The 26,819-nt window shown below is 55.9% G+C and carries 22 protein-coding genes; 15 read left to right on the top strand and 7 right to left on the bottom strand.

Annotated features, from left to right (window positions below):
* The first annotated feature begins 54 nt into the window (after positions 1 to 54).
* From JCM15831_RS02295 to JCM15831_RS02280, 4 genes are read left to right on the top strand one after another with little or no spacing between them, the layout of a single operon-like run.
* Complete coding sequence (locus tag JCM15831_RS02295) at positions 55 to 1,152, top strand: BMP family ABC transporter substrate-binding protein (RefSeq protein WP_025822438.1); 1,098 nt, start codon at positions 55 to 57, stop codon at positions 1,150 to 1,152.
* Positions 1,145 to 2,722 carry an ABC transporter ATP-binding protein gene (locus JCM15831_RS02290; protein ID WP_025822436.1) on the top strand — a complete coding sequence of 526 codons (1,578 nt, stop codon included), beginning with the start codon at positions 1,145 to 1,147 and terminating at the stop codon, positions 2,720 to 2,722. Before JCM15831_RS02295 ends, JCM15831_RS02290 begins: the two co-directional genes overlap by 8 nt.
* Positions 2,722 to 3,762, top strand: a complete 1,041-nt coding sequence (locus JCM15831_RS02285) for an ABC transporter permease (protein WP_025822434.1) — start codon at positions 2,722 to 2,724, stop codon at positions 3,760 to 3,762. The genes JCM15831_RS02290 and JCM15831_RS02285 overlap by 1 nt, the downstream gene beginning before the upstream one ends.
* Positions 3,759 to 4,691, top strand: a complete 933-nt coding sequence (locus JCM15831_RS02280; protein ID WP_025822432.1) for an ABC transporter permease — start codon at positions 3,759 to 3,761, stop codon at positions 4,689 to 4,691. Before JCM15831_RS02285 ends, JCM15831_RS02280 begins: the two co-directional genes overlap by 4 nt.
* A 72-nt stretch (positions 4,692 to 4,763) precedes the next feature.
* On the opposite strand, the gene JCM15831_RS02275 is transcribed toward JCM15831_RS02280, so the two are convergent.
* The 5 genes from JCM15831_RS02275 to JCM15831_RS15970 all read right to left on the bottom strand — a co-directional run bounded on the left by JCM15831_RS02275 (position 4,764) and on the right by JCM15831_RS15970 (position 8,393).
* The gene (locus tag JCM15831_RS02275) at positions 4,764 to 5,282 is read right to left on the bottom strand and encodes a hypothetical protein (RefSeq protein WP_025822430.1); all 519 of its coding nucleotides are present in this window, start codon (positions 5,280 to 5,282) and stop codon (positions 4,764 to 4,766) included.
* A gap of 620 nt (positions 5,283 to 5,902) precedes the next feature.
* Positions 5,903 to 6,445 (bottom strand): hypothetical protein, encoded by a 543-nt coding sequence (locus JCM15831_RS02270; protein WP_156938704.1) that lies wholly within the window; start codon positions 6,443 to 6,445, stop codon positions 5,903 to 5,905.
* Between the two features lie 195 nt (positions 6,446 to 6,640).
* Positions 6,641 to 7,339, bottom strand: coding sequence for an SIMPL domain-containing protein (locus JCM15831_RS02265; RefSeq protein WP_025822426.1), 699 nt, complete (start codon positions 7,337 to 7,339; stop codon positions 6,641 to 6,643).
* 107 nt (positions 7,340 to 7,446) lie between these two features.
* Positions 7,447 to 7,659, bottom strand: a complete 213-nt coding sequence (locus JCM15831_RS02260; RefSeq protein ID WP_025822424.1) for a CsbD family protein — start codon at positions 7,657 to 7,659, stop codon at positions 7,447 to 7,449.
* Between the two features lie 137 nt (positions 7,660 to 7,796).
* Complete coding sequence (locus JCM15831_RS15970; RefSeq protein ID WP_198024219.1) at positions 7,797 to 8,393, bottom strand: CreA family protein; 597 nt, start codon at positions 8,391 to 8,393, stop codon at positions 7,797 to 7,799.
* 168 nt (positions 8,394 to 8,561) lie between these two features.
* On the opposite strand from JCM15831_RS15970, the gene JCM15831_RS02250 reads away from it, so the two are divergent.
* A complete protein-coding gene (locus JCM15831_RS02250) occupies positions 8,562 to 9,341 on the top strand; it encodes a GolD/DthD family dehydrogenase (protein ID WP_025822420.1) in 780 nt (259 codons plus the stop codon).
* Positions 9,342 to 9,711: 370 nt separating this feature from the next.
* Complete coding sequence (locus JCM15831_RS02245; RefSeq protein WP_025822418.1) at positions 9,712 to 11,466, top strand: hypothetical protein; 1,755 nt, start codon at positions 9,712 to 9,714, stop codon at positions 11,464 to 11,466.
* 86 nt (positions 11,467 to 11,552) lie between these two features.
* Here JCM15831_RS02245 and JCM15831_RS02240 read toward each other — a convergent pair whose 3' ends face one another.
* A complete protein-coding gene (locus JCM15831_RS02240) occupies positions 11,553 to 13,766 on the bottom strand; it encodes a TonB-dependent receptor (protein ID WP_232227945.1) in 2,214 nt (737 codons plus the stop codon).
* Between the two features lie 450 nt (positions 13,767 to 14,216).
* Between JCM15831_RS02240 and JCM15831_RS02235 the strand changes: the two genes are divergently transcribed.
* The 7 genes from JCM15831_RS02235 to JCM15831_RS02210 all read left to right on the top strand — a co-directional run bounded on the left by JCM15831_RS02235 (position 14,217) and on the right by JCM15831_RS02210 (position 23,823).
* Positions 14,217 to 14,654, top strand: a complete 438-nt coding sequence (locus JCM15831_RS02235) for a hypothetical protein (protein WP_035773648.1) — start codon at positions 14,217 to 14,219, stop codon at positions 14,652 to 14,654.
* A gap of 97 nt (positions 14,655 to 14,751) precedes the next feature.
* Positions 14,752 to 16,998 (top strand): TonB-dependent receptor, encoded by a 2,247-nt coding sequence (locus tag JCM15831_RS02230; RefSeq protein WP_025822412.1) that lies wholly within the window; start codon positions 14,752 to 14,754, stop codon positions 16,996 to 16,998.
* 1,007 nt (positions 16,999 to 18,005) lie between these two features.
* Positions 18,006 to 18,494, top strand: a complete 489-nt coding sequence (locus tag JCM15831_RS21795; RefSeq protein WP_198024218.1) for a TonB-dependent receptor plug domain-containing protein — start codon at positions 18,006 to 18,008, stop codon at positions 18,492 to 18,494.
* Complete coding sequence (locus JCM15831_RS15965; protein WP_232227944.1) at positions 18,439 to 20,043, top strand: TonB-dependent receptor; 1,605 nt, start codon at positions 18,439 to 18,441, stop codon at positions 20,041 to 20,043. The genes JCM15831_RS21795 and JCM15831_RS15965 overlap by 56 nt, the downstream gene beginning before the upstream one ends.
* Before the next feature lie 36 nt (positions 20,044 to 20,079).
* Entirely contained in the window at positions 20,080 to 21,387 is a 1,308-nt protein-coding gene (locus tag JCM15831_RS02220) for a type I glutamate--ammonia ligase (protein ID WP_035773705.1), read from the top strand.
* Positions 21,388 to 21,408: 21 nt separating this feature from the next.
* Complete coding sequence (locus JCM15831_RS02215; protein WP_025822408.1) at positions 21,409 to 22,530, top strand: amidohydrolase family protein; 1,122 nt, start codon at positions 21,409 to 21,411, stop codon at positions 22,528 to 22,530.
* A gap of 102 nt (positions 22,531 to 22,632) precedes the next feature.
* Positions 22,633 to 23,823, top strand: coding sequence for an MFS transporter (locus JCM15831_RS02210; protein WP_025822406.1), 1,191 nt, complete (start codon positions 22,633 to 22,635; stop codon positions 23,821 to 23,823).
* A gap of 19 nt (positions 23,824 to 23,842) precedes the next feature.
* Here JCM15831_RS02210 and JCM15831_RS21300 read toward each other — a convergent pair whose 3' ends face one another.
* Positions 23,843 to 24,004 carry a hypothetical protein gene (locus JCM15831_RS21300; RefSeq protein ID WP_156938702.1) on the bottom strand — a complete coding sequence of 54 codons (162 nt, stop codon included), beginning with the start codon at positions 24,002 to 24,004 and terminating at the stop codon, positions 23,843 to 23,845.
* A 417-nt stretch (positions 24,005 to 24,421) separates the two neighbouring features.
* Between JCM15831_RS21300 and JCM15831_RS19825 the strand changes: the two genes are divergently transcribed.
* Together JCM15831_RS19825 and JCM15831_RS15960 are read left to right on the top strand one after the other, a co-directional pair.
* Positions 24,422 to 25,198: a TonB-dependent receptor plug domain-containing protein gene (locus tag JCM15831_RS19825; protein WP_051528247.1), complete on the top strand. Its 777-nt coding sequence runs from the start codon at positions 24,422 to 24,424 to the stop codon at positions 25,196 to 25,198.
* On the top strand, positions 25,195 to 26,817 hold the full coding sequence (locus JCM15831_RS15960) for a TonB-dependent receptor (RefSeq protein ID WP_051528246.1): 1,623 nt from the start codon (positions 25,195 to 25,197) through the stop codon (positions 26,815 to 26,817). Before JCM15831_RS19825 ends, JCM15831_RS15960 begins: the two co-directional genes overlap by 4 nt.
* Positions 26,818 to 26,819: the final 2 nt, after the last annotated feature.

Below are 26,819 nucleotides of genomic sequence, written 5' to 3'. Positions count from 1 at the left end.
CGTCAGAAAAGGGATAGACTTGCTCGAAACGGTTCTTAAACCCGGGCTGCGCCTGTGTCCTTGAAGTCTCCAGCGATCCTGACCCGCCGCACTCTTTTGAGATCAGCTCCGCTTGCGGCTCTGCCATCGGTCGCACGTGCTGCATCACGTTTTGCGCCCATCGCAGAGCAGGATCTGCTTGTCGCGTTCGGTCATACCAGCCCTGTCAATGACGGTGGCTGGACGCAGATGCATGACAAGGCGATACGGGCGCTCAAGCAGCATTTCCCGAAAATGCGCTCGCTCTATGTCGAGAGTATTCCCTACTCGGCCGATGCGACGCGTCTTTTCCGACAATTCGTCGCTGAGGGCGCGCAGATGGTTATCTCCACCTCGACCTACGGAGATTTCATCAAGGACGTTGCCGATCAGGCGCCTGAAGTGGGGTTTCTGGAATGCGACGGGACCAATGTTTCCGGTAATCTTGGCTGGTATTACATCACCCATTGGTATGCGAGCTATGTCATCGGCGTTGCGGCCGCTCGGCTTAGTCGTAACGGGCGTCTTGGGTATGTCGCGTCATTCCCGACGCCCTCCGTCATCGCCAGCGCCAATGCGACCTTGCTGGGTGCGCGCTCGGTCAATCCGCAAGCGACGATGCGCGTGATCTCAATCAATTCCTGGTTCGATCCACAGGCTGCCGCCTCGGCGGGTGCGGCCTTGATCGATAGTGGCTGCGATTTCCTGTGCGGCATCATGGACGATCCCGGCTATCTGCGTGTCGCGCAGGAGCGTGGCGTCTGGGCCGCGATGTGGAACACGGATATGCGCCAGTTCGCTCCTGACGCCTATGTGAGTTCCGTGGTGCTCGACTTCGAAAACTACTACCGCGAGACGATTGCAGCGCGGCTTGCGGGCCAATGGCGCCCCAAAGGCACGTTCCTGACACTCGGCAACGGCGTGGATCGTGACCGCTGGGGCGCACGCGTCCCTGTTGCGATTCAGCGAGAAGCTGACGCCGTTCGAGACAAGATGCTGGCAGGCTGGTCTCCCTTCACGGGGCCGATCAAGGATTCAAACGGGACAATCCGTGTCCCTGCCGGACAGACCATGAATGACTGGGACATCTACCACTGGAACTGGCAGGTCGAAGGAGTGTCCGGTCTTGTCTGAGCAGTCTGTTACGGGCGATCGCCGTCCTGTTGATCTGCCTGCGGGCACGCCTCCGCTTCTGACCCTGTCAGGGATCGCCAAATATTTTCCCGGCGTGATCGCAAACAAGGATGTTTCGATCGATTTCTATCCCGGCGAAATCCATGCCCTTCTCGGTGAAAACGGGGCGGGTAAATCGACCCTGATGAATATCGTGACCGGGCTTTATCAACCTGATGAGGGCGAGCTGATCCTGAACGGATATGGTGTCTCGTTCGATAGTCCCGAGGCCGCGATCGCCGCAGGGATCGGTATGGTGCATCAGCATTTCAAGCTCGTGTCACGCTTCACGGTGGCCGAAAATCTGGCACTTGGCTGGCGAGAGACAAGACGGTGGCTCTCAGCCTCCGAGATGGCGCGTCGCGCCGAGGCTGAGGCCGCCCGTTATGGGCTCGACATCAAGGCTTCGGCACCTATCGATAGTCTGACGGCGGGAGAGCAGCAGCGCGTGGAAATTCTACGTGTTCTGTCGCGCGGCGCTTCCCTTCTGATCCTTGATGAACCCACGGCTGTGCTCAGTCCCCTGGAAGTGGGTGAGCTCTATGCTGCCTTGCGGCGTTTTCGTGATGGTGGCGGAGCGGTTATCCTGATCAGCCACAAGCTGGACGAAATCATGGCACTGGCTGATCGGGTGACAGTGCTACGTCATGGTCGCGTTGCGGGCACACATAAGGTCAGCGCAATCGATCCGGCGACACTTGTCACCGAAATGATCGGCCGTCCGGTCGAACAGAAGAGCGCTTATCCACGCAAAAGCCCGCGGGAGAAAGATTCCTGCGTCATCAGGCTCGACAATGTCTCCTGTCGCGATGGTGCGGGAAGAGTGCGATTGCATCCCGTTTCGCTTGATATCAGAGTGGGAGAGATCCTTGGTGTGGCTGGCGTGACGGGAAATGGGCAGTCCGAGCTGGCCGATCTCCTGGCAGGCCTGCAGGCGCCGCAGGGCGGTCGCGTCCTGGTTGACGGTAAGGAAATGGGGGGAGTGTCCCCCAAAGCCTTCCGCGAGGCAGGCATCGGTTACGTGCCGGAAGATCGCCTTCACAAGGCGTTGGCCCCGGCGCTGAGCGTGACAGAGAATACTGTGATGCGCGTGTTTCGCGAGCACCCGATTGGCGGGCGGCTGGTCTATCATGCCTCCGAAGCACTGCGTTTTACCCGTTCCCTGCTCGAACGGGCGCAAGTATCGCTGTCTGACCCGGCAACGCCCATACGTGCCTTGTCCGGAGGCAATCAACAGCGACTGGTGCTCGCGAGAGAACGCATGATCAGTGATCGTGCTCTCATTGCCAGCTATCCCAGTCGGGGGCTCGATATCGGGGCGATCGCCGTGATGCGGGAGACACTGGCCGACATCCGTGATGAAGGGCGTGCAGTCGTGCTGATCTCGGAGGATCTCGATGAGCTGATGGCGCTGAGCGACCGCATTGCCGTGCTGTGCGGCGGAAGATTGATGACTGTTCTGGAGAAAGACGATTTTGATCTTGCCCGTATCGGCGCGCTGATGAGCGGTCGTGAAAAGGAGCATGGCTGATGAGCCGACGTATCCGACTTGCGGTCGTTCCCGCGAGGCGTATTTTTATCGGGCGTCTGCTGGCGCTGGGCTTTGTTTTCGTCGTTCTTGCCGTTGTGCTTGCGATGCTCGGGCTGAAGCTGGGTATGGTGGCGCGTCTCGTGGTCACCTCCACTTTCGGGACCAAGTTCGGTCTTGAGGATCTGGCACTTTACATGACACCGCTGCTTATGACCGGCGCCGCGGTCTGGCTCGGATTGCGTGCCGGGTTGTGGAATATCGGGGCAGAGGGGCAGTTCCTCGCGGGAGCGACAGCCGCAACGGCTATCGGGCTTTTTCTTCCTGCGTCAGCGCTCGTTTCTCTCCCTCTTGCGGCACTGGCGGGTCTTCTTGCGGGAGCTTTATGGAGTGCGGTTCCTGCGGCGGGTCGTGCCTGGCTTGGGGTCAGTGAGATCATCACGACATTGCTGCTGAATTTCATCGCCTCTTTCATGGTCTATTATCTGGTCACCGGACCATGGGCGGATCGTGTAACCGGCGCGCAGGTTTCCAGCGAGCGGCTACATGTGGCGCTCCCCGTCATTCATGGCGTTGTTCACTGGGGCGGGGTGCTCGGTCTCGTGATCGTCGTCGCGATGGGTCTCAGTCTCGGACGCAGCCGCTTTGGCTATGAGCTCGCCTTGAGTGGGTCGAACCCGACGGCCGCCCATTACGCAGGTGTATCCGTCGCACCGCGCATTTTTGTGGCCCTGTTGTTTTCAGGTGCCCTCGCAGGGCTTGGCGGCATGATGGAAGTCCTCGGCACGGTGCACCGCCTTCAGGGAGGGCTGGCGCATGGGTACGGCTATCTCGGTATCGTTGTCGCGCTTCTGGCCCGAAAATCGGCGTTCGCGCTTATTCCAGCCGCGTTTTTGATGGCAGTTATCCTGAATACCGGGATCGTGCTGCAAACCCTTCAGGTCAGCGCCTCCTCGGTGCTCGCTATCACGGGTCTGCTTGTTTTTGCGATTGCTGTTAGTGACGAGCTTGCGGCTTATGTGAAGTTGGAGACACAGAAATGACCCTCTGGATCTCTCTCGTTCTCCATGCTCTCGCATATGGAAGCATCCTCGCATTGGCAGCGCAGGGCGAAGTGCTTGCCGAACGCGCCGGAGTGATCAATCTCGGTGTCGAGGGTTTGATGGCACTGGGTGCTGTCACAGCTGTGCTGGCAGCGGACGCGTCAACCTCGCCCTGGCTCGGTTGCCTTGCCTCATTGGCCGTTGGTGCAGGTGGCGCGCTGGTTCTCGGGTTGGCGACCGTAAGCGGGTCAGCCAGTCAGACCCTGTGCGGGATTGCCCTGACCTTTCTCGGTCTCGGGCTAAGTGCTGTGATCGGTCACGACGTCGCTGGCCTCCCTGTGTCAGCGACATTCACCTCCTGGCCTGTCCCTGGTCTCTCGCAGGTGCCGGTCATCGGTGCTTTGTTCAATCAGAGCCCGTTCGTCTATCTCGCCTTCGGGATCTTGCCGGTGATAGGCCATGTCATCCTGTTTCGAACGCGGCTCGGTCTAAGTCTTCGGGCTGTTGGAGAGAACCCGGGAGCGGCGGATGCGGTTGGCATTCCGGTAAAAAAATACCGCCTTTGCGCGGTGGTTGCCGGTGGAGCGCTGGCGGGTCTCGCGGGAGCGGATATGACCCTTTCGGTGATGCCTGTCTGGTCAGAAGGGATGATTGCGGGACGAGGCTGGATTGCGGTCGCTCTGGTTATTTTTTGTGGCTATCGTCCGGTTCTCGCTGCGGTATCATCGCTGTTATTCGGTCTGGTCATGTCACTGAGCTTTTTCGGTCAGGCGCAAGGATGGCCTGTACCTTCGCCGATCCTGAACATGACCCCTTATCTGGGCACAATCCTGTTCATGATCATCCCAGCATTGCTTCTACCAGGCCTGCGTCGTGTCATGGCTGCACCGGCTGCACTCGGCGTGCCGTATTTCAGAGAGGAGCGCTGAGCCTCGACGGATACGATCCGCTTGTTATCTTGCAGCGTGCGGCATACGGCAGGGGATCCGTAGATCGAAAATTCAGTAAACACGCGTGCAGCTCCATAGGTGCCCAGCGAATAAAATCGACGGGATAAGGAAAAAGATACTCCACGCGATAAGGAAAAGGAGCGGGGCCTGATGCGTGAACATGGCAGCGCGTCGCGCTCTGCATCTTGTATCGTAAGCTTCAATTTTCGTGGAGATGAGGCTCATATCTCCCAGAAGTTCGTTACGAGAAATGAGCTCGCTTTGCTTTTTCTCCCATTTTTCAATGCAGGCATAACCAGCTCGGATGCCCGGAAGTGCCATAAGAGCAAGCAGGAAGCCGAGAAGACAAAACAGGCATGGAACGAGGATCGTAAGATCGACCGCACCATCCTTGTGAAAGCCTGTTAACGCTGTGGCGTAAGCAATGACGAGAAAGGATTGTGAGCCAAGAAGCGCTTGAAGCCTGCAATTGATCGCATTGCTCTCTGAGCGGACCTCACCTCTGAAGAACTCGAACAAATCGACGCAGTCGATCGTTTTTTCGTACGACGGATCACTGACGTAATTCATGAGGAAAATCCCGAATGCTGCTTGGCTCAGAAGTGAGTGGCTAACCTTTGTAACGATAATTTGATTTTCGGGAGAGCTAACACAGTCCAGGATGACAATCGAACAAAAACATCATTTTCATACAATTAAAACTACGTTAGATACGAATTCATTGGAGTAAATGGTGGAAAAATAAGCGGGTTTATTGGGTGAAATACTGATCCGATTAGATATTCCAACTAATTAATATTTTCTGAATCGCAGAGGCTACGGATTTGGCCCGATTTGCAGTGTTGCGTCACGAAGAGCTGCACGATTGCCATCAAATTCGCGTAGAAGAGAAGGGCAAAAGTGCGTAAATCGAATTACCGTTCCGATCCGGGACGCTGGGGTGCCGTTTCTTCCAAACGTGCAAGACCGAGCCCTATCTCGTTAAGGATACACAGGAAGCGTCGACGTCTCTAAGCCCTATCGCTGCTGCCCTTTAGGGTGGTCCGCTTGGTGTCTTCTACGGGGACGGTACCGATATCTCCCAGCGCTCGTGCTCTAGGTGCTCACTCTTGCGAGCAGATCTGATCAGCCCGCTCGCCTGCTAAAGGGTGACCGGCGATCAGGTTCTCCTTGGGGGTAGTGATCGCTTTTTACCTGAAAGTCGGCCCATCTAAGTAATTGAAGGCAAAAAGGATTGCCGGAATTGAAAAGAAAACCGTCCAGGCGAACATGAAGAGGAGAGGGGCCTTGTGCGTGAAGATCGAGCCTCGTTGTGACCTGCGCTCGGTATCGTAAGCCTCGTCCTCGTTTGAAAACAGCGTAAGCTTTCCGAAGATGGCGTTTTGAGCAATCAGCTCCCGCTGGCGACCCTCCCATTTCGAAATCGCGGCGTATCCAGCCCGGATTCCGGCGAGCGCCATGACCGCGAGCATAAAGCCCAGTAGACAGAACAGGCAGGGGATCAATATCGTAAGGTTGGTCGCGCCATCCCTGTAAAAGCCTGTCAGGGCTGTCGCGTACGCAATGACGAGAAAAGACTGGGATCCGAGAAGGGCCTGAAGTCTGCTATTTATGGCGTCATTTTCGCAGCGGATCTCAGTCATGATGAAATCGAACAGATCAAAGCTGTCGATTGAATTCTCTTTCGGAGAGATTTTGATATTGCTCACGGATTGCTCCTCCGAAGCCTTCAAGTGCCGACGCAGGCGATCAGTGTTTCGATAACTGACGCTTCGCCGCTCGCATGCCTTATCGTTCGGATTTGACCACACTCCGAACTTGAGTTCATAAATGACTGCCCATTTAAAAGTGTAGCATCGCGTCGCCAAACGGATGCCTAAGGCCTTGGGATCCGTTATTCGCCACTTCGTCCGGCAAGTGCATCAAAGTCACTGCCCGGACCCGAGGATTGCTTGCACAGTGACCGTGACGAAGACCGTCTGCGTTTCCTGTGTTGCCTGAGGTGGAACGGCAGCGGACGCGGAATCAGCTGCCATCATTACGGCAACCGGCCGCGAGTCATCGGCTTCAATGCTGATCTGCTTGAGACCCAAGACGTGAAGATTCAGGGTCTTGGCGCTTAAATCGGCTTCCCGCTGCACCTTCTTCAGCGCTTCCGTTTTGGCTTCTTCCTGAAGCCTGTCGTGAGTCGATGGCGCCAGGGACCACTCAACGCGATCCATGAGCAGTCCCATATTCTGGAGCTTGCCAGCGATTTCAAGAAGATGGACAGCATCTTTGCTGCTCAGGGAGAGCGTCTGACGGGCTGTCCAATGAGTGGGTTCGTGCTTAGACGAATTGTCGTAGACCGAGTAACTTCCGGCCCGAGCTGTCACATTGCCTGCAGACGCAGATAGTTTCAGCGCTTTGGCGATCAGAGAATTCAGAGCATTCTGCGCTTCGACGGATGATGCATCTTCGGTCTGGCCGTAAAGATGGATGGTCAGGAGATCAGGTGCTGACTGCGCCTGTCCGGAAACGGAAAAATTCAATCCGGTCTCTCGCGGCAGCGCCTCAGCAGAGGCCGTCTGGCACGTCAGCGCGGAGAAGGCGGCAAGTGGCACGCCGAGATAGCGAAGACGCTTCATCGTGTTTCTCTATTCTTCATCGAAACCCGGTCGAATTGGAGCTGGGTCTGCTCCTAGGTGTGCTGGGAAGGGAACACACTGTCATCTTCCCAGCAGGGCTCACTTTGTCAGAGCTTGTTGATGCCCTCTTTGACACTGTCGATGCCATTTTTTACGGTGTCTTTGACGTCACCCTTGGCCGTTTCTGCCTGACCCTGCAGGTGCTGTGCGGCACCTTCGGCCTGAAGCTTCTCGTTGTCGGTCAGCTTTCCGGCTTCTTCCTTGATCGTGCCGACAACCTTGTTCACGGTTCCGCCGATCTTATCCGTCAATGAACTCATGCTCTTGCTCCTTGTCTGCATTCCGCCTGACAGACGCATCTGACAGCGACAGAATGATGAGGTGGTTAAGTTAACGCGTGACCCTGCCTAAAGTCGCAAGAAGAAATGAGGTCATTGGAGACAGGCGGACTGCCCCGTTACCAGGAAATTGCAGCGATGGTATTGGCGGGAGATCCGTCGATCAGACCCTGGCTTGTTACAAGATAGACCACCGCATTGTGTTCTGCGTCGGACATTCGGGTGATCACGAGCTTCGTGAAGACGAAAGAATTTCGTATTTTCGTGATGTTCTGCTGTTTGGGCAGGGTGGCAAAATCAGGCGCCGCACTACCGGTTTTCACGCAGGAAAGAGAGAATCGCGTTGGATTTTTCGCAATTCCTACAGCGCCTTTCAGCCCACCGGTTTGAGCGCGTGAAAGATAACAGATCACGGGAAGCTGGGGATCTGTGAAGTAGGATACTTCGACATCATGCGAACCGAGGATGTGGAACGAGGTGTTGACGCCCCCGAGCTTGCCCGCGTCCTGTGCTAGCGCGGGACGGACACCCGCGATCATGCCTCCAATGGCGAGGAGACACACTGAAAATCGCATGATTGAGGAAGAAAAAGCGCGCATGAAGTTTCCAATCTGAAAGAGGCGTTCGTGCAAACAAGGCGTGTCAGGTGTCAGCCTCAGTTGCATGTTGCTGAGGGGTGTTTCCGTGAAGAGCTCACGCGTTATCGTCGAACGCATGATTGTGATCATTGATATGGACCTTTCACGCTTTCCCGTAAAATTCCGTCTGTTGATCACTAACGCCTGAAGAACACTGACATCCCTGTGAGAATGAGAGAGGACAGCTTACCGCGCCGTCCCACTTGATCTACTCAATGTGTGAATTATCACAGGGAGTATGTGATTATGAAAAACGAGTTCTCGGCAAACGATGTCGATCTGGAGTTCGGTCTGAGCGGCAAGGTCGCTCTCGTCACTGGAGGCGCCTCAGGCATCGGAGCCGCTATTGCTGCAGCTTTCGTGCGAAAGGATGCAAGAGTAGCGCTCGTTGACGTCAATCAAGAGAACGCCGCCAGCAAGGCAGCTCAGCTGGGGCGTCAGGCCACCCCGTTTTCATGTGATGTTTCATCATGCAGCTCTGTTCAAACTATGGTTGCTGATGTCACGGCAGCGTTTGGGCGCATCGATATTCTCGTCAATTGCGCAGGTGTTGTTTTTCTGTCGCCCGCAGAAACATTACCACAGGACTACTGGGACAAGACGATCGCCATCAACCTGACCGGGAGTTTTCTGGTCACCCAAACAGTCGGGGCGCAAATGATCGCGGCTGGCGAGGGAGGGCGGATTATCAATCTTGCCTCGCAGGCAGGAAGCGTCGCGATCGAAGAACACGTGGCGTATTGCGCCTCGAAATTCGGCGTTATTGGCATGTCCAAGACCTTCGCCGCTGAGTGGGGGAAATACGGGATCACCGTCAATACGCTCTCTCCGACGATTGTGCTGACAGAGCTCGGTAAAAAGGCGTGGGCGGGTGAGAAGGGCGCAGCGGCACTTAGCCGTATTCCGACCGGACGTTTCGCTCTGCCAGAAGAAATCGCGTCTGCAGCCGTTTTCCTGGCCTCGTCGAGCGCAGCAATGATCAATGGCGCCGATCTGCTGATCGATGGCGGGTACACCATTCTCTGACAAGTGGTCGGATAGGGCACAGGAGAGGTCGCTGGATGCGCTCTGTAGCCATGCCCGAGCGCTCATTTGCCTCCATCGCCTGCGAGCGTCTTTGAAAGGCGCCACTCGCCATTTTTATACTTGGAGTTCTTCTCTTTCGGGGTGCGTTGGGAAAGAATGGTGTGGTTTGAAAACCACAGATAGTCATACTTTGTCAGACAATAGCCATGTAACGAAAAAATACGGAATGAAATAAGGGAAAAAAATCAATAGGTTGTATTTCTTGTCATAAAAACGTCACGCGAGAGTCATGAAACCTTCTCAGGAAACGGCCAGTGCCTGTCGGTAAGGGAAGCTCACACCCACCGCAGCATCGGAAGATGAACGTGAAATGATTTTACTTCCCCGTGTCTGCTGCCTGTTGCTGGCATCGGTGTCTGTGGCGTCTCTCGTCATAGCGACCCCGGTGCATGCTGCCAGCCTCGATCAGATGAGTCTGATGGAGACGCAGATCAAGGCCATGCAGTCGCAGCTCGCTCAGATGAAGCGCGAACACCAGCGCGAAATGAAGCGCATCCACGACCAGCTGGCGCAACAGCGTCAAGCAGAAGAGAACGACCCCTACGGCGCACGCAACGGCTATCGTGGCATGCCGGCTCATGGGTCGGGAACTCCTGCGACAGCTGGTTTTGTAACGGCATCGGCTCCCGGCCCGAACAGTAATACTCTCTTGCCTCCGGTCAATGCGGCAACGCCTTATGGTCAGCTGACTGGCACACCGACGGGGCGCGTGACGGACCTTTACGGTCCCCTGCATCGCGGTCAGATCCAGATCGGCGGCGTGCGGATCACGCTGGGCGGTTATGTCGAGGCGGCGACGGTTTTCAGATCGCGTAATAACGTGTCTGATATTGCGTCGAATTTCGGCTCCATTCCTTTCGCGAACAGCCCCAATTATCACATCAACGAATTTCATGAGACCGCCCGTCAGAGCCGCCTTGCGGCACTCGTTGAGGGCGATATCACCAAAAACCTTCGTGCTCAGGCCTATATCGAGACCGATTTTCAGGGATCGGGATCGTCTTCCAATTCCCGCCAGTCGAATTCCTATGTGCTGCGTGAACGCGTGTTCTATGGTCAGCTGATCGACGATGTCGATGATCTGACGCTTCTCGGGGGGCAGAACTGGTCTCTGCTAACCATGTTCAATCACGGCATGCGTGCCCGTGACGAGCAGGTGCCGCTCTCGATCGAAGCCCAGTATATTCCCGGCTTCAACTGGACGCGTAATACTCAGGTTCGACTGGTCAAGGGCTTCGACCACGGACGTTATAACGTTGGTGTTTCGGTCGAGAACCCGCAACAGGTTATCGGTGTCGGCTCAGGCGGTCAGTATCTCCCCACAGGGGCGACGTCTGGCACCTATCAGAACGCTGGTGTGAACGTGAATAACCCGTCGACCAATTACTCGACGGATATTGCGCCCGATATTATCGGCAAGGTCGCCGCCGATCCGGGCTGGGGCCATTATGAATTGACCGGACTTCTGCGTTTTGCCCATAGCCGCGTTTCCTATACGGGCACCGGTCAGAGCAGCACCAAGGTTGCGGGCGGCGGCGGCGGCGGGCTTATTCTGCCAGTCGAAAAGTCGCACAAGGTATTTTTCCAGGCTTCAGGCCTCGTCGGGACGGGCATTGGCCGCTACGGCACAGCGAATATTCCTGACGTGACCATCGACCAGAAGGGTCAGGTCAAGCCCATGCCAGCCGCCAATGTGCTTGTCGGGCTTTATGGGAATGCGACCAAGGCCGTGCAGCTCTACGCCTATGGCGGCATGGAAATGCTGCGCTCGCGCTCTTATTTCGATGTCGGGGGCAAGCATTACGGTTACGGCAATCCGCTCTACAGCGTCGGCGGCTGCGATATCGAAGGGGCGTCGTCCACAACCTGCCAGACGAGCATCAATCGCGTCGTTCAGGGGACCGCCGGTTTCTGGTGGACCTATATGCATGGCGATTACGGCACATTGCGTGTGGGCGCCCAGTACTCCTACACCTATGTCTCGTCTTTCAGTGGCGTAGGCGGAACGCCTCACACCAACGACAACATGGTTTTCCTGTCGTTGCGCTATCTGCCTTTCCAGTAAAAGCAGAAAAGTTACCGGAAATAGAAAAGGCCACGGTGCACGTCACCCTGGCCTTTTTTGTGTCGTTCAGCACCAATTTCAGGTGTTCAGAAGCCGGAAGAGAGCGAGACAACCCCTGCAAAGCCGCCACCGACAAAATAGGTCGGGGCCTTACCTGCAATCGTTGTTCCAAAAACGCCGCGAGTTGCATTGCGGTTGAGTGTGACGCCACTCACACCGGAGAGATAGCCCGAGCGACCGAGATTGATGAGATTGAGCTGGATCTGCGGTGTTTTCAGGCGGGTTGTTTTCTGCAGGCGATAGCCCAGCGAGAGATTGGCCGTCGCGAAACCGGAAATCTTTTCGTCATTCATGAAGGTCGCATAGGTCGGCCCCACGTAATGACCGTTGAAAAGACCGAAGAACTGACCGTCATCATAAGACAGCCCAAGCGAGCCCGAGAGAGTGGGCGTTCGTACGGGGCGTTTGCCTTTGGTCGGGAGATAATCGGCGCCTGACTGAATATCGTTGTCGATGGTGGCGTGGATATACTGCCCGGAAAGATAGGGACTGAATCCGTGCCAGGGACGCAGGCCGAATTCGAACTGCGCGCCTCGCGCCGTCTGCCCACCCCCATTGATCGATTCAGTCGTTGTCACCCCATTCAGAACGGTGGTGGTCGAAACCTGTCGATTGGTGAAATTGTAATTGAAAAGCGCAACGGAGAGCGTGACCTTGCCATTATGGCGATAGCCGATTTCTTCGCCGATCGAATATTCGGGCTTTGTGTCTGAAGACGCCACACGCGTCTGCAGACCCGTGCCCATGCTGAAGCGATCCTGATAGCTCGAAATCCCTGAAGGGGCCCGGAATCCTGTTGTTCCGTTGATATAGAGTTGGTCGTGCGGCGTCAGCTTATAGGAGGCGGAGAATTGGGGCAGGGGCGTCAGGTAGCTTGCGCCATTGCGATAACGCGCTCCGGGTAGAAGGTTGGTGACAGAACGAGAGGTCATGACGACGCGAACACCAGCAGACAAGGTAAGGCGCTTGTTCAGAAGATGGAGGCGGTCTGTCAGCGACAGGGCGTTGACCTGTTGCATGAGATGCGCGTTGTAAGATGACAAAGGTTCTGAGTCAGCCGTCAGGATCGGATAGGCGCCCCATTGGTTGGAGACCCCACCCTGTGCGTCCGGCAGGACATAGCGCGACACGCTCGAGAAGTCGTAATAGGAATACCAGTAGCCGAGTGAGAGCCTGTTCGACCCTGCTTCATAATGCAGGGCAGTGTTCAGGCCGGGATGCGATTGATGAAACACATCAGTCGCAACAGCCGTGAAGCTGCGTCCGAGAGAGGTAGGCACCTGTAGCGTTCCGGCAGGGCGATTGCCGTAAAAGCTTCCTGTGCGGTTCAAAGAAGTACCGTAGCTGTCGTAACCCCAGACATAGATGAAGTATGGCGTGAGATCGAGGCTTAGCTGACGATTGAGGTGAAGGGAGACCGGCGCGGAGAGGAAGCTCTGGGCCCGGGCGTTTTCCTGAAATTTGTAATAGCTGCTATCGCCGTTCTTGAAGGTCTCGGCGTAATTGGCATCCGTTCCGAGGCGCTGCCACTGCGCGAGGGTAGGCGGGAGGAGATAATAGCCGCGCTCACGATTGAACGAGAAAATCAGAGAGGCCGAATTGTTGTCCTGCCATTCCTTCGTCAACCGCATATCGGTGTGAAACCGGCGCGACGTTCCAGCGCCACGCCATTGATCGGCACCGCGATAAGAAAACGAGGCATAGCCTTTGACCCCCGTATCCCGGATGCGCCCCGTCTCGAGCCGTAGGAACTCACGGTTGAGATTATATGAGCCCCATGACCCACCGATAAATCCGCCTGCGATATCCGAAGGTTTGCGCATACGGACCGACAGCACGCCGCCTACAGCATTATAGAGGGGGGCAGAGGTCTCTGCGGCGCCCTGGGCGAGCGTGATACCAGCGATATTCTCGTTATCGGCTGTCGACGATGCGTAAGGCACCAGAAAAAGAGGGGGCGCTGCCGGAACATTCTCGAAGACGTATCCGATTTCCGTCTGGTCGAGGCCGCGCACGGAGAGGCCTTGCTGCTCGTCATTCGTACCCAATGGATCGTTACCGGAATAGATGACGCCGGGAAGGTCTGCGATCATCGCTACGGGCGAGAGGGTCGGTGACTGCCTCGCGATGAAGTCACGTGTCAGACCACTTTGCGAGCGCGCTGCGGTCTGCTCAGGCAGCATGCCGCCACCAGCGGTATTCCCGCCAGAGCCGTCTGCATTGATGCGCTGATGCCGCACCGTAACCACCTCGCGGGGTCTGGTCGTGGCCCCTGATTTTTTCGACGTAACGTTCCGACCCGTTACGGAAGGGTTTTGCCGATCTGTCTTTGCGAGGGTGTGCTCTGGGCGAAAACCGTAAGTGCACAGGAGCGTCGAGGCGAGGAAAAGGATTTTTTTTGGCAAAGGAATGGGTCCGGTACGGCAAGGAAGCGCCGTAGGGATAAGAAATCTTACGTTCTGTGTAAATTGATACATTATAACAAAAAATGAGCGGTGCCTGCCTGTGTGTCTGCCGGCCTGAAAAGGCGTTTCCGGAGATTTTTATGTCCTGAAATTAACAGGAAGGTCATCCAGGTGAACGAGGAGTATTCAGGTCCATTATTCGGGCACTGGACGGGCTCTGTATCTGGTTGTAACCCTCTGCGGGCATAACCGGACAGGTAAAGGGACGGGGCGATTAGCAGGGTAGTGACATATCGAGGGGGAACGCGTTCGGGCGCAAGCTCGACCCGCCTTGTTGTGTCCTTTGTTGTACTTGCGGCGTTTCTTGTCTCGTTGATGTTGCAAAGTCTCGGCAGGCCGGGCGAGACGCCCCGTGCCGAGATCGAACGGCTGACCGGTATCGATATTGCGGCGTCGCTTGCCGTGTCCGAGTGCCCCGACGAGGGGGACATGACGATGGTCATGCCCCAGATGCCTCACGCACCGAAGGCGGGGCATCATCATGATGCGGCGTGCGCGCTGTGCCCTCTGTTGCAGCTCGGCTTCTTCATTCTGTCCTCGTGTCTGCTGGCAGCCTTCTCACATCGTGTCCTGCTGGGGCAGTGCGTCATCCTGCCGCCAGGCCGAGCGCCGCCGGGGCTGAGATGGCTCCATCCGCCTGCCCAGGCTCCTCCGCTGAGCTGATCGATCTCACAGCGTCTTTGCGAGTGTGCTGCGCCTAGTCCATGGTGCGCGCGAGCGCAGAGGCAGATTTCGAGCTCTTCGGTCAGGAATAACCGACATGACACAGCCCCTGTCAGGCAGGACGCGCGATCGCGCGCGCCTTGCGCTGGGTTGCACTTCACTCCTTGCTCTCATCATCGCATTCGATGCTCGAGCGGTAAACGCCGCCGATCTCGCTATGTCCCGCGATGGGACTGTATCCACTTCTGACGGGCGTAAACCCGGCGAATCCCGACGCGGCGACGTCAGTGGGAAAGCCGTGCAGGCATCTCAGGCCACGCCTCTGCCAGAAGCGGAAGACGATGTACCGGTCGAGTATCTGCAGGTGCAGGGAATACGGCGCTCAGCGATCCATTCCGCAGATACGGCGTCGCTGCTCAAGAACTCTCTGGGATACAGCATGTATTCGGCGGGAGGCGTGTCAGCGCTTCCGGTGCTGAACGGCATGGCAGACGACCGTGTCGCGACACTTGTCGATGGCATGCGGACGGCTGCAGCCTGCCCCAATCACATGAACCCCGCCATGTCGTATATCGATCCCGATAGTGTGGCGACCGCTGAGGCGATCGCCGGCGTGACGCCGGTGAGTATCGGTGGCGACAGCACTGGTGGAACGGTCAAGATCGAACGGCGTGACCCGCTTTTTGCAAAGAGCGGCAAAATTCTCGTCACGGGTCATGTGAGGGGAGATTATCGCAGCAATGGCGGAGGCTCAGGTGCGTCCGGCACGGTTACTGTTGCCAATGACCTGCTCAGCATTCGCTATACCGGGTCCTATAGTCATGCCAGTAATTATCGCACAGGGGGCGAAGGACGACAGGTCCGTTCGACCAGTTATCTCTCCTTCAATCATGCAGTCACAGCCGGATTGAAGAAGGATAACCATCTTCTTGCCCTGACCTTCGGCCAGCAGAACATCCCTTATGAGGGATTTCCGAACCAGTACATGGACATGACGAATAACCGCTCGACCTTCGTCAATGGCAAGTATCGCGGCGACTTCAGTTGGGCAACGCTGGATGTCCGCGGCTTCTGGCAGCGCGTGGATCACGTCATGGACATGATGAATGACAAGGGAGGGCACAGCGCAACCACCGGTATGCCCATGAACACGGATGCCCGCACGGCAGGCTATGCGATCGATCTGAAAATCCCGCTTTCAACACGGCACAACGTCAAGATCGGGAGCGGATACGATCACAACGGGCTCAATGACTGGTGGCCGCCCCTCATGGGAAGCATGATGATGGGGCCGAACACGTTCCACAACGTCAATAATGGTCATCGAGATCGCCTGGGCCATTATATCGAGTGGAACGCCCAGTGGACGCCGCGTTTTTCAACCCAGCTCGGGCTGAGAAACGATCTGGTCATGATGAATACGGGTAAGGTCGCTCCCTATGCGTGGACCGGCATGATGCAGATGGACGACATTGTCGCCGCGAAGAAATTCAATGCGGCATCGCGCGGTCGAACTGACGTCAATTTCGACGTGACGGCGACCGGTCGGTGGCATGCGCTGGACAGCCTCATGATCGAGGGCGGTTATGCCAGAAAGACGCGCTCTCCCAATCTGTATGAGCGCTATGCCTGGGGCATGGGGGCCATGACGACGCGTATGATTGGCTGGTTCGGCGACGGGAATGGCTATGTCGGTAATTTAAATCTGAGGCCCGAAATCGCCAACACAGCCAGTGTGACGGTGACCTGGCACGACCCCAAAGGAGAGGGGTGGAATGTTAGGATTCAGCCCTTTTATACTTACACCCAACATTACATTAATGTCATCCCATTGGCTAAATTCGGGAGCGGATTGTCGAAATTGCAATTCGTCAATCACAACGCCCAGAGCTACGGGGTCAACGGATCCGGCAGCGTTCGTCTCTGGAACACCGAGCGTTTCGGTCAGGGCAGGGTGGTCAGCACCTTCAGCTGGGTGCGGGGTCAGGACTTCGTGACACATTCGGGGCTGTACCATCAGATGCCGGTCAATGGCACCATCGGGCTGCGTGAGGCCTGGCAGAACTGGACCGGGCGCGTGGATGTTACCCTGGTCAAGAAAAAATCGTCGGTCGACTGGATACGCAGCGAGCCTCGCACTCCGGGTTATGCGCTGCTCGGGCTGGGAGGAAGCTATCGCTGGCGCAAACTGACGCTCGATGCGAGCATCGAAAACGTCATGAACCAGAAATACTACCTTCCTTTGGGTGGTCTTGCGATCGGGGATTATACCCAGACCGGCGTTCTGGGACCGCTGGCCGGGCTTGGACGCTCGTTCAATCTCAGCCTGACCGCAGCGTTCTAAGACGTTGCTTTTTGCCCCCCCGCTTTGACACGATTATTGATCCAGAGTGGGGAAGCTTCGTCGTTTTGAGGTACGAGAAAAAGCCGGTGCTGCAGTTCAGGAGTTGGGTCACGCTGTTAAAACCAATGTAGGACACCCGGATACCTCTTTGAGGAATGGTGTTGTGGGTGAGCCGTGCTCGGACGACGATCTTGCGAGCCGCGAAATGCCAGAGGTTATTGACTCTTGTGAGCTGGGCAAATCGCAAAAATGATCGAGGCCTTGCCGTGCTCATTCTCAGCCTAGCGAAGGTCTTTCAGTAGGCGTCCGCCTATCACGACTGCGCCTAGCCAGCGGCCCTCCACCTAAAACAACTATAATTTTTTGTACATTAAATAGCTGAGATTCCCTCCACAGTGAGCCGTCTGAGAGGAGGCAGTGGCGATCTGCACTCTCAAGAAAAAATTATAAGTTACCGATATCATTCACTATATTTCTCTAACCCGTCATGGAGAAGGAGAGAGCCAACGTATATCGAACGCGACTCTATCTCCCAACGCAGGATATTTTCGGGGAAATAGAATTATCCACGATAAAAATCGGTGTTTGGCATTGACCAACCTAAATTTATGTATATTGACCGTAACATGATCGTGAATGTGGCAAAGTGCCATTCTATCGACTGCTCGTTGCCTTTGCGGTTTATTTCCGCGCTACCTCTAGGAATACCAATGTTCAGTTACAGTCGATCGTTCCGCCCTCGTTCTGGCTTGATTGCGGTAATCCCACTGGTTGAGTTGTGCCGATTCTGGAACGTTTGCTTTTACGATCAGGATAACCGGCACCTACCCCGGAAAAGTCTACTTCTCTCCATTGCAGGCTTCAGCGTTTTCCTGAGCGCTTTACCGGCTTCAGGTAACGAAGCACTGAAGCCTGTAATTCAGTCAGGGGACAAGCACGCGTCCAAGAAGTCAGGCCGTTCCCGTGTCGAAGATATTGTCGTCACTGCACAGCGCAGGCGCGAGAATATGCAACGCGTCGGGATCGCAATGTCGAGTGTCTCGGGAACGCAGCTCGTGCAGGCTCACATTACCTCGCCATCTCAAATAGCGACCTTGGTCTCTAACGTGCAGCTGGCTCAACCGAACGGGCAAGGGGCGTACACCCTGTCGGTCCGCGGTGTGACCCAAAATGACTTTGCAGATCACGAGGAAGGGCCTGCAGCCATCTATCTCGATGGTGCTTACATCAGCCAGATGACGGGACTGGCGTTCCAGATTTTTGACCTTGAACGGGTCGAGGTTCTACGTGGACCTCAGGGAACGCTTTACGGTCGGAACGCAACTGCCGGTCTCGCTCAGTTCATTTCAGCTGCGCCAACGGACAAGCTCGACGGGTACCTACGCTTCGGCTTGGGGAGCTACCGGGAGATACGAAGCGAAGCGGCAATCGGGGGGGCCATTGATCCCCTCCAAAAAGATCGAAGGCCGTCTCTCTTTCGTGACGTCGGATCATAATCCGATCATGAAGAACCGCTATGGTGGACCGCGACTGGAAAACGATCATTCGCGGGCGGGACGCGGTCAGTTGCTTTTCAAATTGCCAGGGGAGTCAAAGCTTCTTCTCATAGGCAGAATTGGCGATATGAATAATCTGGGCGGAGGCTGGGAGAGTAAGACGGCTTACGTCATCCCTGATGGCCCGAATGCAGGCTATGGTGCGATTGGCGGTAACCTCAATTTTCTGGGCTACCCGAGTAGCGGTTATCTCACAGATGGTAACGAGAGCGCCAAGCACGTGCGTGTCCGGACTTATCAGGCGACAGCGCGCCTCACAACGCCGCTGAGCGATAAGGTGACCTGGACAAATCTGTTCGATTATCAACACATCAAAAAGTCTTACCAAGAAGATTCTGACACGACGCCGGTGAACTATTTCGAGTTCTTCAACGGAAATACCTCCAGACAAATTTCGTTCGACACCCACGTGGATGGTAAGACCGGTCGGTTCCAATGGATTGGCGGCTTTTATTTCCTCGATATCTCTGGAGACTACTATCAGGGTGCTGAAGGTTCGTTATATGGCGGACTCTACGATCAGTATCACCTCAACACGAGATCCTATGCGGGTTTCGGGCAAACGCAGTACGCGATCACGAACAAGGTTCATCTGATAGGGGGAATCAGGTTTACCCGAGATGAGAAAGGCTTTTCGTTTAATCAGGCCTATCCAGGGTACAGCTACACATTCAACCGAGCAACCGTAGGTAACCTTGCCCAGCTCAATGCTAATATGTGGAGCGGCAAGGCAGAGCTTACCTATCAGTTCACTCCCGCAATCATGGGGTATGCCAGTTATAATGTTGGCGTGAAGGCTGGCAGCTTTAACGCGCCCCTCGACGCTGGGTCGGATGTCGATAACAGCAAGATACCCTTCAAGCCGGAAGAACTCAGGGACTATGAAATCGGGGTGAAGTCAGAGCTCTTAGACCATCGCGTTCGGGTTAATTTGTCCGGCTATTATTATGACTATAAAAATTATCAGGCTCTGCGCACGAGCAACGCGACACAGAGGGTCTCGAACGCTCCGGCTGAGTATTATGGCGCCGAGGCGGAGATCCGATGGATCCCCAGCGATCATTGGCGCGTGACCGCGAACGCAGCCTATAATCATGGAACAGTGAAAAAAATCGACCTGAACGGCACAGGGGAGCGGGATTACCAGCCCGCCAATGCGCCGCGAGGAAGTGGTAATCTTACTGTAGCGCATATCGACCCCACGCGGTGGGGGACTGTGACCGAGCAGGTCGACGGTAATTTTGTCACTCATCAGTATTTCGCACTGACAAATGCGCCCGACACAGCACAGAAAGCCTATGGCTTGATGAACCTCAGGCTGTTCTACACCTCGCCCGACCGACGGTGGGATCTGGTGACAGGCGTGGAAAACGTAACGGGCCAGAAATACGCGACCGCAATCTTCGACCTCGCGAGCTTTTTCGGCTTCGCGCAGATTTACCGGGGGCGTCCTCGCTGGTGGTCCGCGAGCATGACCTATCATTTCTAGTCCGCCATCATCTCCTGAATGCTCAAGGTAACCATCATGTCTCAAGGCATTACATATTTTCTCTGGAACGACCTTACGGGAACGACACGCACGCGCGGTGTTCCCACGAATAAAGCTTCCCGTTACGGCGAGCTTGGTCTCGGCTGGGCCTGTGCAGGACAAGCTCTGACAGCTTTCGGACATATCGTTTCTAACCCATGGGGACCGGTCGACGAGGCGCGGCAGATACCCGACCCGAAGACAGCCTTTACCTACAAAAATGCCACCGGCGAAGTCCGGTGGAGCGCAGTGATCTGCGACTCAAAACTCTCACCGGATACCGATTGGGCCTGTTGTGCCCGCACGTTCTATCGGCAAGCCCTGGACGACTTGAAGAGCGAGACCGGCCTTACCTTGGCGGTGGCATGTGAACATGAATTCGTGCTCGATGACACGGTGGAGCCGCTGCACGGTTTTACGCTCGGCGCCGCATTGCAGAGAAACGCATTCCTCGAAGCTTGCGACATTGCCCTTCAGCACGCAGGTGTTATCCCTGAAACACTTGAGCCGGAATACGGTCGGGGGCAATTTGAAATCAGCTGTAGCCCGAGCCTTGGCATCACTGGGGCCGATCACATTGTGATTGCGCGTGAGATTATCAGGGCGGTTGCCTCGGATCTTGGGACGCGGGCGAGTTTTACGCCGAAGGCCACGGCGACCGCCGTAGGCAATGGAGCGCATATCCATTTCAGTCTCGTTGATGCTGAGGGGAAAAACGTGACACACGATCCCTCAGGGATCGCAGGGCTCAGCCAGATCGCAGCGCATTTCTGCGCGGGAGTTCTAGAGCATCTGGACGCACTCGTTGCTTTCTCGTCGCCAACGCCTGTTTCTTACAGCAGATTACGACCTCAAGCTTGGAGTTGCGGTTATAAATGCATTGGCGTGCAAAACCGCGAGGCAGCCCTGCGCATAGCGCCCTCAGCATCGAGTGATCCCGAGCGTCAGCGGAACGGATACAATGTTGAATTTAGAGCTTCGGACGGATGCGCTTCCCCCTATCTGACGCTCGGCGCCATCACACGAGCGGGGCTGGACGGGATACGCCGCAAGTTGAGCTTACCTGCTCCCATCAATCACGACCCGGCTTCTTTGTCGGAAACTGAGAGAGAGGCACGCGGTATCACGCCTCTCCCTGTTTCTTTGGAGGCGGCTCTGGACGCATTGCAGGCCAACGACGTGGTGTGCAGCTGGTTTTCTAAAGAACTGCTCGATGTCTACGTCGATATCAAGAAATGGGAAATTGCAGAGGCGTCAAAACTTGCTGATGCCGATCTCTACACACGCTATCTGCACGCCTATTGAGAGACACAAATGCACAAGTTTATGGAACAGATCGAACTCATCGATCACCACTGTCACGCCGTCACAAATCAGGATCTGGATCGTGCGACGTTCGAATCCCTGATGAGCGAGGGCGATCGAGCCGTTCCCGGATGCACGCAATTCGACAAGCCTCTCGGCTTAATGATGGGAAAATGGTGCGCGCCTGTCCTTGGGTTGGCGCCTCACGCAGACCCGGACAGCTATCTCAGCGCCCGGAAGGCTCTCGGGGCCCGTGAGGTTGCGCGAAGGCTGGCCGGTCAGACAGGTGTCAATCTGATGCTGATCGACACAGGTTTTCTCGCGGAGCGCTTATACGACTGCAATGAAATGAAGGCGGTGACCGGCATTCAAACCAAAGAGGTTATCAGGATCGAGGCGCTGATGGAGGAAGTTGCGCGGTCGGGAATTACCTCAGGTCGCGAGCTGGCTCTGGCGTTTGTCGAGACGCTGGGCGCCCGGAGTGCCTTTGCAAGCGGACTCAAGTCGATCGTGGCGTATCGGACGAGTTTTGACATTCCTCAGAGCCGCCCATCAGAAACCGAGGTGTTTCTTGCTGCGGATGAATGGCTACGGCAGCTTGCTGACGGAACCAGTAAGCGGCTCGAAGATGTAACCCTTGTTCGTTTCGCTCTCTGGGAGGCGGGCGAGCTCTGCCGCAAGCATAAATTTCCCCTTCAATTGCATGTCGGTATTGGTGATCGTGATATTTTCATGCCGAAATGCGACCCGACCGTATTTGCGCCTTTCATCAAGGACATGGAGGATTGGGGCGTCTCGATTACCCTGCTGCACTGCTATCCTTTTATCCGGGAAGCAGCATGGCTGAGCGAGGTGTTCTCAAACGTCTACATGGATATCGGCGTCATGCAGAGCTTCGCAGGCCCCTTTGCTAAGAAGATCATCGGTGAAGCCATGGAGATAACCCCGTTCTACAAACAGCTTTATAGTTCAGATGCATTCGGCCTTGCCGAGATGCATTATCTTGGGGCAGCCCTTTTCCGGAAGGGCATGGCTGAGGTCCTCAATGGCTGGATATCGACCGGCGATGTTACTGCGAACAAGGCGGAACAAATTGCCACGGCCATATGCTCGGGCAACGCCAAACGGATCTACAATCTGTAATCGGTCGTATCCGTCGCGGAGCGTAGGTAGCCGCTTCACGGCTCTTTCGATCAACAGAAATTGATGCGAGAGACAGGAGCCGTGAACGTTAATGAGCGCCTCATGACTGAACAAGCCGCCGAACTGCCACTATCCGATCACGCTGTCCCGCAGCTTCTGCCTGTCCATGCAATGTTGCTTCTCGCTCTGGCTGCCTTTGTGACGTTGCTGACTGAGATCATGCCCGCAGGTCTGCTTTCTGCCATTTCGGATGGATTGCGGGTTTCCCAGCCTGTCGGGGGACAGTTTATCACGGCGTTTGCTCTTGGCGCCTTGTTCGCAGCGCTCCCATCGGCGGCCTTCACGCATCGTATGGCGAGAAAAAAACTGCTGCTTTCCGGGCTGGTCGGCTTTGCGGTGGTTAATTTCGGCAATGCGTTCGTCAGCAATTTCACCCTCTCTTTGATAATCCGCTTTCTGGCAGGCTGTTGTGGTGGTTTGATCTGGGCGATGTTCGCTGGTTATGCGACACGCCTCGCGCCGAAGGGGCAAAAGGGCCGTGCGATTGCCATGGCAGGGTCAGGGGTAACACTCGCCCTTGTGCTCGGCGCGCCATTGAGTGCTTTCCTCGGGCAGATGATCGGATGGAGGGGAGCTTTCGCCGCGCTCGGGGGACTCTCGACCCTTCTGGTGCTCTGGTCCGCCCTGATTCTTCCGGATGTCCCAGGGACTGACGATGATTTCGAATTCAGTGTGCTGAAGACGCTGCGTCTACCGGGGGTAGGCGCCACGCTCGTCCTGATCTTCGGCTTCGTGACGGCCCATAGCCTTCTCTATGTCTATATCGAACCGCTTATGGTGCCTTCATCACTGAATACGCGGATCGACGCGCTTCTCCTGCTTTTTGGCGGCGCTTCGGTCATTGGCCTGTTCATAACGGGCGCCCTGATCGATCGTCATATGGCGTCCCTGTTTATGGCTGGTATTGCTCTTTTTGCCCTCGCGAACATGATTTTGGGCACAGGGTTGGGTCATCCTCTGTTCATCATCGTCGCGATCACTCTGTGGGGGCTCGCTATGGGCGGTTTTGCAGCGCTGACCCAGAACGCGATGGCGCATGTAAGCGGCTCATCCCTCGATGCGGCGCAGGCAATGGCGACCACATCGTGGAACCTGGCCGTGTCTTTCGGCGGATTGCTGGGGGGAGCCATCCTCACTCACGCCACCATCACGGCCTTGCCGTTGACGGCTATTGCGCTTCTTTTGCTCGGCCTCATCGCGTTCGTGAGGGGCTTACGCCCTCAGATCGTCTGACGAGGCCGAAGAAACAGGATCAGAGCGTTTTGATATGCGTGGCGTGGAACCGACGCTTCTTCATGGCTCTGATCGCGAGGCTTGCAGCCGAGATCACGACAAGAGTCGCCCCAATGCTAAGCGTCAGAGACTGCATATCTGTCATCGCGTAATGTGCGTGAACCGGACCCCACCATCTCATCGCGTGATCTCCTTTTTTTATTCTTGAGGGTATCGGCGGATCGACCCTCATCTGGCTCTTCCGGCCCTTGATAAGTGATCGATCCGCTCGATAAACGCAGGTTGCACTCTCCTGTGCGTGTTCGTCAATACTTACATTCGTACACAAACTTCACGAAAAGTAAGGATTGATCTAGATCAACATTGAATAAAATAACGATATTTATAAATAACTACTTCATGTTCATTTGGAACGCAATTTTGTTATGGTAACGTCTTAGTCCCGTATCCCGACTGGATTGCTCCAAAAGCAGAGCCTTCATACGTGCGGATGTCATGAAGACTTTCGGTATACGAAAGTATACGATAGAAAAACCAAAGAGAATATGGATCATATATTTGATGTCTATTAGGACCGCTCCAACAGGAGGGTCGTCTCATGCGATATCACGTAAGAAATTTTCCGCAGGCTTATTTCACCAACCGGTCTCTGTGTTTGAGGCGCTGCTGCGTCTCGTCTGCGGGATTGATCCTGACCTCGCTCGCTGTCTTTTCCACTTCGGCATCAGCCGCCTCTGTCGAACGCATCGCGCGGACGGAGCCGGTGACATCCGAACGTGCGAAGAAGAAGAAGCCTTTGAGCCCGATCGAGACGATCAGGGTTGCACGTGATGCTCATCGGACGCCTCGCGCCAATGGTTCTGTTCTGACGCGCTCCGATTGGCGCAACGTTCTGAGTGGCTCAAACCCTCTGGCGCTGCTCTCTCAGGTGCCGGGTGTGTCCTACACCGCGTCCGACGCCTATGGGCTGGATGAGTCCGATGCCAGCCTTTTCCTTCGTGGCTTCCACATGAACGAACTGGGCATTCTCTTTGAAAACATCCCGTTGAACGAAACCAGCTTCGGTACTCTGAACGGCACGAATGTGCTCAATATCAGTGTGCCCGATACAATCGGCTCGATTTACGTCTCCCCGGGCACAGCACGAGAAAATCTGTTTTCGAACAGCAATAATGGCGGCGAGATCAGATATATGCTGCTTGCCCCCACGCAAAAGCACAGCCTGTCGACCAATCAGGGCGTGGGAAGCAACAATACATTGGTGACAACGCTGGTGGGCCAGTCGGGTCAGCTCGGCGCAAACGGTCCGAAGGTGATGGCGGGCTTCCAGCGCATCAGCAAAGACAAGTACCAGGCTCAGGGAGCCAGTACATGACGCGCGGCAATGTCAAAGCGACGCAAGAGACGGGCTGGGGGGCCTTCAACGCCTTTTTCTCAGCATCCAGCGCTCGGATCGCGGGCTACAATGATGTCTCCCACGATATGCTGAACCGTCTCGGCTGGCGTGGTTCCGATTACACTTATCCGGATTATGAGACTGCCTATAAAGCAGCGCTGCCCGAGAATGCAGATAAGCCGTGCGGGGGAGGATATAGCTGTGCCGAGCGAGCTGCTCTGACCCCCTATGATAGTGGTCAGGTCACCCGGGATTTGATCGGCTCTCTGACCCATGATTTCCGCCTGACGCCGCATCTTAAAGGGAAGGCGGTGTTTTACGGTGCAACGACTTATACCGATGCGAGTGTCTCCGATCCGACCACGCCCTCCGAGACAGGAGCGCCCTTTTCTGAACAGGTCTGGCATTCGGCAGTGCGTCGCTTCGGCGGATCTTTCGAACTCGGCTATCGTCTGGCCCGGCATGATTTATCCGCAGGCATCTGGCAGGAAGCCGCTCATTCGGATGCGCATCAGGCGTGGTATAACGAGCCGCTACTCGGACAGGGTGCACCGTTAAAGGCCATCGGTCCCTTCGACACTTATGGCGATGCCTTTCAGACGGCCAATCTTTCGACCTGGAACACCCAGTCCCGGCAGATTTTCCTCCATGATGACTGGAAAATCACAGACTCGCTGACCCTTGGGGCAGGGTTCAAGGCGGTGGATTTTGTCTCGTCTGGAGGAGGGATCGGAGACGACCAGGCGCCGCGCGGGCGTCTTCGTTCTCAGGCCGGGTTCCTGCCGCATCTATCGGCATTGTGGCGCTACAATAAGCATGACGATGTCTTCATTGACGCCGCTCAGACCCAGAGCGCCTACCGCCTCTCGCCAAGAGGCAATATCGGATATTCCGCATCGATCTGGTCCGCATCGGACCAGGCCAGTTTCGACGAGGCCCTTGCCCGCATTGCGCCCGAGCGGGATACGACCGTGACAATTGGTGGCCATCTCAAGCGGAAATGGATTTCCCTCTCATGGGACGGATATTTCAGCCTGATTGAGAACCGTCTCGTCTCCGCCTCGGTAGGCACGCTTCACAGCCCGGTCAATACGGTCGGTACTGTCCGCGCCTCTCATATCTGGGGCGGCGATGTGGCGGCGAGTCTGCCGATCGGTTCGCATTTTACCCTTCGGCAATCGCTCTCTGTCAGCCGGTTTCGCTACGGTGGCGATCTCTTTGTCGGTGGTGAGACTTTCGACCTGCGAGGCAAGGCGCAGCCCGGTTATCCCGAGCTCAGCTTGCAGACCAGCGCTCTGGTACATGTCTCTCATCTTGAGATGGGTGCAACGAATATCGTCTACCTCAACCGGCCGTTTTCCTACACAAATGACATCATGGGCCCTAATTACTGGAACATGACCGCTTACGCATCGTGGAAATTTGAGCGTCGGGGAAAGATCCCGCCCTTCACCGCCCGGCTGGACGTCTATAATCTGATGAACAGTAAGATGATCGGTAACCTCAATGTCGATGGGGCACCCTTCTCGGGAGATCTGCAGACCATGCAGCGGTCCTCGCCGCGCCAGATGGTTTTCAGTCTCGGAACCCAGTTCTGACG

The organism is Asaia astilbis JCM 15831 (assembly GCF_000613845.1).
GTDB classification, from domain to species: Bacteria; Pseudomonadota; Alphaproteobacteria; order Acetobacterales; family Acetobacteraceae; genus Asaia; species Asaia astilbis.
Note: the sequence above shows the minus strand (reverse complement) of the source record. Positions and strands in the feature narration are given on the sequence as shown.